General features: G+C 46.3%; 9 protein-coding genes. All 9 read left to right on the top strand.

Annotated elements, in window-relative coordinates; genetic code table 11:
* Window positions 1-914 precede the first annotated feature (914 nt).
* The 9 genes from TH30_RS20695 (at window position 915) to TH30_RS20655 (ending at window position 11,611) form a co-directional block, all read left to right on the top strand.
* Window positions 915-1,793 carry a sugar nucleotidyltransferase gene (locus TH30_RS20695; protein ID WP_114099983.1) on the top strand — a complete coding sequence of 293 codons (879 nt, stop codon included), beginning with the start codon at window positions 915-917 and terminating at the stop codon, window positions 1,791-1,793.
* A gap of 3 nt (window positions 1,794-1,796) precedes the next feature.
* Window positions 1,797-3,332 carry a DegT/DnrJ/EryC1/StrS family aminotransferase gene (locus TH30_RS20690; protein ID WP_114099982.1) on the top strand — a complete coding sequence of 512 codons (1,536 nt, stop codon included), beginning with the start codon at window positions 1,797-1,799 and terminating at the stop codon, window positions 3,330-3,332.
* A gap of 72 nt (window positions 3,333-3,404) precedes the next feature.
* A complete protein-coding gene (locus tag TH30_RS20685; RefSeq protein WP_114099981.1) occupies window positions 3,405-4,349 on the top strand; it encodes a glycosyltransferase in 945 nt (314 codons plus the stop codon).
* 17 nt (window positions 4,350-4,366) lie between these two features.
* Complete coding sequence (locus TH30_RS20680) at window positions 4,367-5,341, top strand: hypothetical protein (protein ID WP_114099980.1); 975 nt, start codon at window positions 4,367-4,369, stop codon at window positions 5,339-5,341.
* Window positions 5,338-6,174 (top strand): formyltransferase family protein, encoded by an 837-nt coding sequence (locus TH30_RS20675; RefSeq protein WP_147252101.1) that lies wholly within the window; start codon window positions 5,338-5,340, stop codon window positions 6,172-6,174. Before TH30_RS20680 ends, TH30_RS20675 begins: the two co-directional genes overlap by 4 nt.
* Complete coding sequence (locus tag TH30_RS20670) at window positions 6,171-7,115, top strand: GNAT family N-acetyltransferase (protein ID WP_114099978.1); 945 nt, start codon at window positions 6,171-6,173, stop codon at window positions 7,113-7,115. Before TH30_RS20675 ends, TH30_RS20670 begins: the two co-directional genes overlap by 4 nt.
* Window positions 7,116-7,248: 133 nt before the next feature.
* Complete coding sequence (gene rfbB / locus TH30_RS20665) at window positions 7,249-8,265, top strand: dTDP-glucose 4,6-dehydratase (protein ID WP_114099977.1); 1,017 nt, start codon at window positions 7,249-7,251, stop codon at window positions 8,263-8,265.
* Window positions 8,266-8,268: 3 nt separating this feature from the next.
* Window positions 8,269-9,780: a glycosyltransferase family protein gene (locus tag TH30_RS20660; RefSeq protein ID WP_114099976.1), complete on the top strand. Its 1,512-nt coding sequence runs from the start codon at window positions 8,269-8,271 to the stop codon at window positions 9,778-9,780.
* Entirely contained in the window at window positions 9,773-11,611 is a 1,839-nt protein-coding gene (locus TH30_RS20655) for an ABC transporter ATP-binding protein (RefSeq protein ID WP_114099975.1), read from the top strand. The genes TH30_RS20660 and TH30_RS20655 overlap by 8 nt, the downstream gene beginning before the upstream one ends.
* Window positions 11,612-11,667 lie beyond the last annotated feature (56 nt).

Below are 11,667 nucleotides of genomic sequence, written 5' to 3'. Positions count from 1 at the left end.
CGCAGGTTCAAATCCTGCCCCCGCAACCAATGAAAAAGGCGGTCCCTTACGGGGCCGCTTTTTTTATTTGTCGCCGGGGCTGTGGATCTGAACCTCGCAAACAGGCCATAGCCTGTTTGCTTAAAGGTTCTTTGCGGAGGCCAAAGGCCGGAGCTGAGCGAGCAAAGCGAGCGCTAATCCTGCCCCCGCAACCAAAACGAACAAACCCCGCCATCCGGCGGGGTTTTGTCGTTTTAGTCTTGGGTCAGCATTTGGCATACGCCAGCTTCGCAAAGAACCTGCGGTCTTCCTGTGTTATGAGCCTTCTCATAACTTGATGGTTTCGAAGGAACCGTGCACCCGGTGGGTGCGCGTAAGTCCTGAGAAAGGCTGTGAAGAAATCGCTCCAGTGGAGCGATTTTAGTCTGAAGGTTGAGCACGGCGACAGCCGCGCGCAGACTGCTTTCGTGAGGCATCAAGATATCTAACCGTTGCCGGCTCGCCCTCGTGGCGGGTTTTAAATGTCTGGTAAGTAAGCTAGGTGGATATGGGAGTGACTACAGGAGATAGTTGTAAACTGCGAATTCTGCAATTTAAAGAATATACGTGCAGGGGGAATTTCTGTTAAACAGCGCTTGCTGCAGGCTGGTGAGATCTTTTTGAGGGTGAACTGAACCAGATATTGAGCGGATTATGCCTGCGATAACTTTGAACGGAAGGTGCTGGTTTATTCAGAATTTAAAAAAATGAATTCTGAGGATCAAGTGCGAGTTGTTATCAATGGTTTTACTTGATGCGTTGTGAATAACGCGAATGTCTATTTCTTTGACTTTCGAGATGGAATTAAGTATCGATTTTGACCTCGGGCATGTCGCTGAAATGTCGCCATTTGACTGGGGTTTTAACCCAAAAACTTCTGGGAACAAGGAAGAACGATGAACGGATATAAGGGAATTATTTTGGCAGGGGGCTCCGGCACCAGGCTTTATCCCTCCAGTGGCTTTGTTTGCAAACAGCTATTCCCGATCTATGACAAGCCGATGATCTACTATCCGTTGACGACGCTCATTCTTGGCGGCATTACCGAAGTATTGGTTATTAGCACTCCCCGTGATTTGGATTTGATAAAAAGTGGTTTGGGTGATGGTAGCCGCTTCGGGATTTCAATTGAATATGCAGTGCAGGAGACACCTGCTGGCATTGCGCAGGCATTTTTGATTGCTGAGGAGTTTCTCGCAGGTAGCCCGTCTGTCCTTATTCTTGGTGATAACCTGTTTTACAAATCTGCTTTCCGGAAGTTCTTCCAGGGGGCGATACAGGCTAATGAGGGTGCTACAATTTTCGGCTACTCTGTACCTGATCCACAGAGATTCGGGATTATCGAAAGCGATCCTGAAACTGGAAAGGTTCTGTCACTGGTCGAAAAACCGATGGAGCCCAAGACAAGCATCGCTGCTGTTGGCTTGTATATTTATGATGAAACAGTTGTTGAGAAAACCAAGTCTCTGGAATCCAGCCATAGGGGTGAACTCGAGATTACGGACCTGAATAACTTGTATCTTCAGGAAGGCAGGCTGAAGGCCCGCAATTTTACTCGTGGAGATTTCTGGATTGATGCAGGTGTATTTGAGGCACTCAATGATGCGTGTAATTTTGTCCGTCTTAACCAAAGCTATACGGGGCTCCTGATAGGAAGTCCCGAGGAAGCATCCCTTCATGTGGGGAATATTTCCAAAGAGCAACTTTACGAACAAATGAAACAGCTTAAGTCTTCGGACTATGTTGATTATTTATTAAAGCTTTCAGGTAGTTAAACCGTGCAGTCAAATATTGTTGTCCCTCATACAGTGGCAATTCAATCACATCATAAAGACGGATTTGCGCTTTCCATTGCGGAATGTGGTGGAGAGTTCAATTTTCTGGCAAAGCGACAATATGTCTTGTCCAGCTCTGATGCGCCGGTCGAGCGAGGAAGTCACGCTCACAAGGAACTGTGGCAGTTTATGGTGTGTCTTGGTGGCGAGGTGGACCTTAAGTTTGAAGGTCTTGGCGGAGAGTTCAGATTTACCCTGGTGCCCGGGAAAGAGGGAGTTCTTGTTCCCCCTGGATATTGGAGAGACATCTCACTTAAGCCGGACAGTGTACTAAGTGTATTGGCATCTGAACTGTATGATGAGGGTGATTACATCCGAGACTACGGTCAGTTTAAGGAGTGGCTGGCCGCGAAAGGTCAGATCAACTCTGTGCCGTTCGTTGCACTTGATCGCTGCCACGAGACGTTGAAAGCGGATCTCAGCAAAATCTTCGATGCAACTGTGGCGTCAAACGAACTTGTTCTTGGTAAAGCTTGCCGGGAATTCGAGCTGCGATTTGCTGACTTCTGTGAGACAGAGTTCGCGATTGGTTGCGGAAATGGTCTGGATGCCCTGACTTTGGCTCTTAGGGCAGCTGGAATTGGTGAAAATGATGAAGTAATTGTGCCCGCCAATTCCTTTATCGCGACGGCACTAGCTGTGTCGAGTGTCGGGGCCAAGCCGGTCTTTGTTGATTGTTTGGAGGGAACTTATTCAATCGATATTGGCGGGATAGAAAGTAACATCACTCCGAAAACCCGGGCGATTATTGTCGTTCATCTGTACGGCATTCCTGCCGATATGGATCCAATTGTTGCCCTTGCAAACAAGCATGGCCTGTTTGTTCTTGAGGATGCAGCGCAGGCACACGGCGCTACCTATAAAGGGAAAAAAATAGGTTCACTTGGCCATGCCGCTGCTTTCAGTTTCTACCCGACTAAAAATCTGGGAGCTTTGGGCGATGGTGGGGCGGTTACGACCGACGATCCGGTACTGGCAGAGCGCATTCGGAAATTGTGCAACTATGGCAGTACTGTGAAATACCAACACGAACTTCAGGGCGTTAACTCCAGACTTGATAGTCTGCAGGCAAATGTCTTGAGCTATAAGTTGTCTCTCTTGCCTGACTGGAATGAACGGCGCCGTCAGATTGCAGCCAAATATCATGAAAGTCTTGGCGAATGTTCCGATTATCTTGATCTGCCTCAGGTGACAAAAGCGGGAGAGGCCGTTTGGCACCTGTTCCCCGTCTTGCTTAAGGGGATTGCACGTCAATCTGTCATTGACGCTTTGGCAGAATTGCAGGTTTCTACCGGTATTCATTACCCTTACACAATTGATAAAACCGAGGCCTATGATAGCCCGGTTAGTGTTCCGGTGGCGGAGAAGGTGGCAGAGGGAGGGATATCGCTTCCGATGGATCCTTATTTGACGGATGGCGAAATCGATTACGTGTGTTCAGCTCTGAAGTCCGTCCTAGAGCAGCTTGTTGGCGATTAACAACGCTGAGCCAGTGTAAGCGTGATACTTTGGTGACCAGATTTTACTGGCTGGGCGTGTGGGAAAATTTTAATGCAATATGCCAGAGAGCTGCCTCTTGTCACTGTGGGAATGACGTCCTATCGGCATGCGAAGTATATCGGCGACGCGATTGAGAGCGTTCTTGATCAGACCTATCAAAATATCGAGTTGATTGTTTCAATTGACTATTGTGATGACGGTTCCGTAGAGATTGCTCAGGATTACGCTCGTAAATACAAGGGTAAAGTATTCGTGCAGGTCCATAACGAACGTCTTGGTGCGTCGGGAAATGCACAGTCTTTGCTTCCGCTTGTCCGCGGGGATCTGTTTTGCTGGTTTGCCAGTGATGACTTGATGCATCGCTCAAAGATTGAGGAACAGGTACAGGCATTTTTGGATAGTCCGGATATCGTGGCGTGTTATCATGACATGCAGCTTTTCGACGATGCATCGGGGAAAGATATTGCCAAGTTTAATGTTGACTACCCAATGCATAGACCCTTGGAAGGGGCCGTTGCAAAGGATCTCGTGTCTTTGGGATGTTTCATCGGTGCGAATGCTTATATGGTCCGCAGCGACGTTCTGAGGAAAATCGAGTTCCCTCATAAGGTGCCACGGGTATCAGACTGGTTGTTGCTTATTGAAATTGCGCTTTTGGGTGATTTCAAATTCATCAACAAACCGCTTATGGCATACCGGATACATACCGAGAATCTCTCAAGGGTTTTTGATATTTCTTATGAGAAAATTGCCTATGACTGGTTGTCAAACAGAGAAGGGATTGACGCTGAAGATATAAGAAAGGGATTGATCAGGTTATATTTCTGCTATGCTTTTCATTACTTCAAGCGGAAGGAACTCTCTCTTGGGTTTGCGTCCGTCAGGCAATCGGTATCGAGGCTGCAAAGCCTGTCTGATTTGGGGTTCTTTTTCGGTTTGCTGTTTAGAATAATGAAGCAGAAATGCAGGCTGTTTTTAAAGTCATTGTGTAATTGATTTGTCAGATTGGCCTTATGCTGGAAAAAGAATATTTTGGTTATATAGAGCCATTTTATAATACTAATAAAGAATTGTATCCCGATTCTCTCAAACTGAATGCGGCCAGATATTGTATCCACGAGCAAATCAGGTCAAAGAAATATAGTAAGGTTTTTATCCCTTATTATATGTGCAGTTCTGTTTTTGATGAAATTAAAGCGGAAAATTTAAGAAAATATCGGCTCCAGTCCGGGATGGTTCCCTTCTTTGACGAGGTTCCTCAGGAAGGGGACTTGATCATATATCCAAATTATTTCGGGATTTATGACACCCGGTGTGAAGAGGTCATCAAAGAATACGCTGGTGTGGATATCATGCTTGATAACACACAAGCCTTTTATCATTTTTCAGACTCTGCAGCAGCAATCTGCTACTCACCACGCAAATTTTTTGAGGTAACGGACGGCGCCTACTTGATTTCGAAGCAAGAAATTGAACTGCCGTACGAAAGAGATTTTTCGGCTGACCGTTACCATGCCTTGCTTCTTCGGTGCGAACGAGGTGCAGGGGCAGGATATCAGGGGCACCTGAATGCAGAGAAGGAGCTTGCCGACTTGGGCCCTAAACGGATGTCGGCTTTAACATCCAGAATCCTCAAACAAATTGACTATCCGTCTGTGCGAGCCCGCAGAAGAAGCAACTTTAATTTGCTTCACGCCGAGTTGCATCAGTTTAATGAGTTGCAAATCCCGGATATTTCGAATTTTGAATGTCCGATGGTTTATCCATTGCTCGTCAGACACGATACCCTTACAGCTGACCTCGTTAAGAAACATGTCTTCGTCCCACGCTGGTGGGCGACTGTCAAAGATGCGGTGCCTGAATCCTGGTATGAAGCACATTTGTCTCAGTTTCTTGTCCCGCTGCCAGTTGATCAGCGTTATGACGAAAGCGACATGAAGAAAATTGCAGATTTGGTGCGGGACATCATAAACGGAGTTGCGGTGTGAGTGGATTGATAGTCTGCGGCGATAACATGGGCCTCAAGACAATTTATGAGGGATTGGTTTCCTGCTTCGACAGGATTGAGGTTTATACCAACACCCCTGACGTCATTGCGCTTCGTGAATGCGACAGTTTTATCAATGGATTTGATTGTAGTGACGCTCAGTATGTGCTGTCATCGGGTTATGCGCGCTTGATTGATGAGCAGACCCTCAGATCTAAAAAATTCCTGAATATTCATTACGCTTTGTTGCCGCGTTTCCGGGGAATGCATCCGGTTGTTTGGGGTATCCTGAATGATGAGGAGTTTCTTGGGTGGACGCTGCACGAGATGGATGCCGGCATGGATAGCGGCCCTGTAATCTATCAGTACAAAAGCCCGAACGTTCCCGGCAAGACTTCTGTAGACTATATGCATGAATTTCACGAAACGGTGACCGAACAGATCGGTCCAGTTTTGTTGGATTATATTGCTGGGACAGTTGGCAGTGTACCGCAAAGTTCAGAAGGCATAGTTTGGGGTGTCAAACGTAACCTTGATGATTGCCGTATCGACTTTTCCTGGGATATTGGGTTTCTCGGACGAATTTTCCGTGCCTTGGTCGAGCCTTACCCGTTACCCTTTGTCGAGCACAAAGGTAAGAAGTTGTTTGTCAAGAAGCACGAGTTATACAGCGCTGCTGCAGATGTCATAACCCGAGGTAGAGTTTGCAATATTGATAGCCGAGGAGCCTGGGTAAAGGTCTCCGGAGGTTATTTGGTTTTGAAAGAGATTGTGGATGAAAACGGAAACAACGTTCCTGTTGACGTTGCATTCAAAATTGGGTCGCGGTTATGAACTACCATATTGATATATATTCAGAAAAAACAAAGAGAGAATGGGACGAGTTTGTCGGTTTGGCTGTGAACTCGCATTTCCTTTTTTACCGCGACTACATGGAGTATCACGCGGACCGGTTTCACGATTATAGCCTTGTGATTCGTAAGAAGCCGAACGGGCAGATTCTTGCGGTTTTGCCAGCCTGTTCTGATGGAGATGTGCTGTTCTCGCATTTGGGACTGACTTTTGGCGGGTTCCTGTATAAATCGGATATGTCGACCATCACGATGCTTGAGATACTCGATGATGTAAGGGAGTTTCTTAAAGAACACGATTTCAAAGAGCTGTACATCAAGGCAATTCCCCATATTTATCGTCAAGGCTTGGCAGAAGAAGACCTTTACGCACTGTTTCGTAATAACGCGGAGCTTTATCGGGTGGACGTTTGTTCAGCCCTTGATTACCGCGCGCCGGCTGCAAAAAGCAGGATCTTCAAGCGCAATGCAAAAAAGGGACTGGAATCGGGTCTGTCGTTGCGGGAAATGACTGACTATCGGGCCTTTATGGATATTGTTGCGGAATGTCTCCGTAATAAATACGACACCAAGCCAACACATACTGCTGAAGAACTTGAGTATTTGTCTTCAAAGTTTCCCAAAAATATTGAATTGCTTGGTGCGTTTCTTGGGGATGAGCTGGTCGCTGGTGCAATCATCTACAAACATAACTGGGTGGCCACATTGCAATATGCTTTTGCTTCCGAGAAAGGCAAAGAGCTGGGCAGTTTGCAGTATCTGGTCGATGAGCTCATTTCTAGATATGACGGGGACTTCAAGTATTTTGTTTACGGAATTTCGACTGAAGATAATGGCCGCTATCTGAATGAAAACCTGATCAGAACGAAAGAATATTCTGGCTGCCGCGCCGTTGCATATCAGTTCTTCAAGTTGGTGATCTAGAGTCGGATTAAAAATAGAGTCAGGTCTTGTTTGATTAAGCAGCATACTGTGGTTGCAGTGTGGGTCCTTATTTGAGTAAGTACATCCCAGAGCAGTTGGCTCTGCAAATGAATTGGTCGGGAATAAAGACGTTATGAAAAGTTTGGTAACAGGCGGGGCTGGCTTTATCGGTAGTCACTTGGTCGACTTGCTCATTGAAAAAGGTCACGACGTTATCGTGCTGGATGCATTGACATATGCAGGGACCAAAGAGCACCTAGATGAAGCGGTGAAAACCGGAAAATGTGAACTTGTGGTTGGTGATATCTCTGACCGTAGCTTGGTGTTCTCGCTCCTGAAGCAGCATAAGGTAGAGTTTGTTTACCACCTCGCGGCTGAGAGCCATGTCGATAATTCGATAAATGATTCAAGTGCCTTCATCAGTACCAATATTAACGGTACTCACGCGCTGCTTACTGCTGCGCAGGAGTATCTGGCACAAGAAAGCCCCGAGAATTTCAAGTTCATTCATGTGTCAACCGACGAAGTTTTTGGGAATCTCGGACCGGATGATGAGCCGTTTACTGAAACGACGGCATATGCGCCCAATTCACCATATTCTGCTTCAAAGGCCGCAAGCGATTTATTGGTGCGCGCGTGGACGCGCACATACAAGTTTCCTGCAGTAATTACCAACTGCTCAAATAACTACGGCTCGCGCCAGCACAAAGAAAAGCTCATTCCGACGATCATCCGCAATGCTCTCGCTGAAACACCTATTCCGATCTACGGAACCGGAGGAAATGTGCGAGACTGGCTGTATGTCAAAGACCATTGCGAAGGAATTTACAAGGCTTCTATGACCGGCCGGATCGGCGAGTCATACTGCTTTGGCGGGGATTGCGAGCTTAGCAACCTTGATCTGGCGCATTTAATTTGCGAGATGATCGATGAGTTCAAGGCAAAAGAGGGGAACGATTTTGTCTCAGCTGCTTCTTTGATTTCTTTTGTAGATGACCGAAAAGGTCACGATTGGCGCTACGCTGTAGACTATGCAAAGGCGAAAAGAGAACTAGGTTTTGCCCCGACGCCAGACTTCAAAGATAAGTTGAAAGAAACGGTCGATTATTACTACAAGTTGATTTCTGGCGTTAAGAAAGGGTCACTGTAGTCAATGGCAAATATTGTTGTAACCCATTTCTCGGGACTTTTGGTTAACGGAAAGTACAGAACGTCAGTATTCTACGAAGGGTTTATCAACTCTCTTTTGGAAAACGGGAATAACGTCCTTCATGTAATAACCTCGAATTACTTGTTGCGTCCGTGGAATGGTAGCAATACGACGATTTCTCCCGAAATCGGCCAGCTTGTTCTGGAAGAAATCATAAACTTCAATCCGGATTTGGTTATTTCCTTTAATAATTCATCCATTGAAGGAATTGAGGATGCTGTTGATTGCCCGATTGCATTGTGGGAAGCGGATACTTTTCAGTTCTTTAACGATAAAGATTACGTAAAGCGAAACGCTGACCGGTATCATTTCCTGGCTTTTGCCTCAGATGCGATTGAAGTATACAAAAGAGAGCTCGGAATTTCCGATAACAGGGTTCGTCGTGTTCCGGCAGCTACAGGTGTTAAAAGCACCAAGGAAGAGAAACGCTATAATATTTCCTTTATTGGAAATACGTTTTCTGCCTCACCCACCGTATTCAAGTATTTAGCGCAGCATCCCTCTGTTCGCGATTTGGATACCAGTGTCTTTAGTGACGCACAAGTTTCTCAATATTGTGAAACACTTAAGACGCTTTCAGGTCTTGATGGGCATGCGATCCTGTTCAGAAAAAGTGGTCAAGACCGCTTGTCGATCTGCCATCGTTTGTTTGAGCATGGATTGCATCTGTTTGGGCCCGATGACTGGTACCGTTTGGGTATGCTCGGCGACGATATTCTTGATGCCTACGATCCTCGCGTGGTCTACAGCTTGCATCATAATCAGCTGATTTATAACCGTAGCAAGGTGTCGTTGAATATTAACCACGCGCAGGCATCAACAGGATTCGCTTGGCGGGTTATCGACATTCTTGCTTCTGACTCGGCGCTGTTGACGACGCCCTCAAGTGACTTAAAGGCGCTCTGTGGTGACAAAGTCAGTTTGCAAGTTTTTAATTCCGTTGCCGAAGCTGATGATCTTGCAGGAAAGCTCCTCAAGGATAATTCATTGCGTGAAGACGTAATTGCGCAGCAAAACGAGCTTGTCGAAATGAATTTCCGTTGGAAACACAGATTCCCGATCATCTCTGAATTCACCGGTGTCGAGTTGAACGCGGGGCCTGAAAAAGGAACCTATAAAGAGGTGTTGGTTGAACCGACTGCCAACGTTGTTTCCCAAGCTGTACAGGAAATCTATCGCGGCATTACCGCAGTTCACAAAGCGGGACGGATAGTGAACACCAAACGAGGTTTACAGGCACGCGGCGAAGTTTCCATCGGCGCAAGGCACAGGTTCCTGATCTTTATTCTGCAAGTATATGCTGCACTGAGGGCGTTTCTGAGGCGGATACGTGTTGTTTCCAGAACCGTCAACTTCTGCAAATCTGCTGTGCATTTCATCTGGCCCAATTTGGTTGTGTTGGTAAGAAACGCTCGTATGAAGTCAACAGAGAATTCGGCGAAAGAGTATGAATAAGCTCTTTGGATATTACAAAGACATCCAGGAACGTTTCAAGTTTCAGACGATCAAAGAGGGATTGGTACTTGTAATCGGTGGTGCGGCTATGAGTGTGGCAGAGTTCGTTATGATGAGCTCTATCTTCCCGCTTATTGTCTTTATCATCAATCCCGATGCGGCGTTGAGTATTGGCCCGCTTGGACGTATCTATGATGAGTGGGGCTTCTCGTCTCACGCAGCCTTCACCATGTTTCTTATCGGAGTGGCGGTTGGGCTGCTCTTCCTTAAGGTGCTGATTAATATCGGTCTTTGGAGGTACGAATTCATCGTGCTTAATCGCTGGCGGAACATGATTTCGCACAGGATGTTCAAAGTAATCGTAAAATCGGACTATCAGAATCTACTTCAAAGCGACTCGTCGTCTCTGATCAATATAGTATCGAGTGTCATACCCTATATCGTTGAGAATTACCTGTTTAACTGGATTGCCATTCTCCAGACGCTTCTTACTGCGATCATTCTTCTTGCTCTTCTCGCATTGTTGAGCCCGTTTGCAATGGTTACCGCGCTGATTGTTGGTGGCGGTTTGATGTATATATTCCTTAGTGTGAGGAAGCAGAAGGTTGTGGTTCTTGGTGAGGAAAGTGACAAGGAACGCACGAAGATCATTTCCATCCTGCAGATGGCAATAGCAGGACATAAAGACACCATTATCAGCCGGAAAGAGAGCTACTTCGAAAGTTACTTCAATCGCCATTCAGCGATGGCAGCAAGAATTGATTTGTCTTTGAAGTTCATCCAGAACCTTCCTGGAATGTTGATTGAGTTCATCACTCTCTCCACCATATTTTTGGTCTTCTTCGTTCTTGTTTACATAACGCAAGATGTTCAAGGGTCTTCGCTGAAAATCGTCATTCTGGCGGTTACCGGGATGCGTTTGATCCCCATCATTAATCGCTCCATTACATCGATTACGATGATGAAGTCGGCAATTGCGCCTATCAACATGCTGATTGAACTTCATGACAGACTCAGCGGGACCAAATATGACCCGCAAACCGCCGATACGCGGCTTGAGAAGATGGACGTTGATCCATTGCCATTCAAGAACTCGATTACCATTGAAAACTTGAACTTCAAGTTCGGGAAGGACAAGGATCAGGTCTTACGCGATATCAACCTTACTATTCCTAAAGGCGTTCACTACGGGTTTGTTGGGGCATCTGGCAGCGGTAAAACGACCCTGATGAATATTCTGTTGACGTTTCTTACGAATATCGATGGAAAATTCCGGGTCGATGGTGTCGATGTATGCCCGGACAATTATGCCGCATATCGTCAGTTAATCGGTTTTGTTGATCAGCATCCGTTCATCATGAATGGGAGTTTTGTCGAAAACGTTGCCTTTGGTGTTGCCAAAGACGAGGTGAACTACGACAAGTTAAAAGAGGTGCTCGGAGACGTGGGGCTGCTCGACTTGGCTGAAGCATCAGTCCATGGTTTGGACAGTAATGTCGGCGAGAACGGAAAATATCTTTCTGGAGGGCAACGTCAGAGGCTTGCAATTGCTCGTGCCCTCTACAAGGATGCCGAAATCCTTATTCTTGATGAAGCAACCAGTGCGCTGGACATGCAAAGCGAAACAGATATTACTTCTGTTCTCAAACGCTTGAAAGGCAAGTTGACCATCATATCCGTGGCTCATCGCCTTTCCACCCTGAAAGACTGCGATACGCTGTTCTTCCTGCAAAAAGGGACAATTGTGTCAGAAGGTCGTTTCGGTGAGCTTTATGAGCGCAACGAGACATTCAGGTCATATGTTGATCAGGCCAATTTGAACTTTATCTGAGTTTTCTGTCAGAGAACTTATAGTTAACCCCACTGTCGATAGCTGACAGTGGGGTT

This window comes from Thalassospira profundimaris, assembly GCF_003326795.1.
In the GTDB taxonomy this organism is placed as follows: Bacteria; Pseudomonadota; Alphaproteobacteria; order Rhodospirillales; family Thalassospiraceae; genus Thalassospira; species Thalassospira profundimaris_C.
The sequence above is the reverse complement of the archived record's forward strand: the minus strand, read 5'-3'. Positions and strand labels throughout refer to the sequence as shown.

What these genes read in the sequence shown, in the direction of transcription:
- TH30_RS20680 (WP_114099980.1), top strand. Translation starts at nt 4,367, where the DNA reads ATGCTGGAAAAAGAATATTTTGGTTATATAGAGCCATTTTATAATACT.
- TH30_RS20655 (WP_114099975.1), top strand. Translation starts at nt 9,773, where the DNA reads ATGAATAAGCTCTTTGGATATTACAAAGACATCCAGGAACGTTTCAAG.
- TH30_RS20695 (WP_114099983.1), top strand. Translation starts at nt 915, where the DNA reads ATGAACGGATATAAGGGAATTATTTTGGCAGGGGGCTCCGGCACCAGG.
- TH30_RS20660 (WP_114099976.1), top strand. Translation starts at nt 8,269, where the DNA reads ATGGCAAATATTGTTGTAACCCATTTCTCGGGACTTTTGGTTAACGGA.
- TH30_RS20670 (WP_114099978.1), top strand. Translation starts at nt 6,171, where the DNA reads ATGAACTACCATATTGATATATATTCAGAAAAAACAAAGAGAGAATGG.
- TH30_RS20685 (WP_114099981.1), top strand. Translation starts at nt 3,405, where the DNA reads ATGCAATATGCCAGAGAGCTGCCTCTTGTCACTGTGGGAATGACGTCC.
- rfbB (WP_114099977.1), top strand. Translation starts at nt 7,249, where the DNA reads ATGAAAAGTTTGGTAACAGGCGGGGCTGGCTTTATCGGTAGTCACTTG.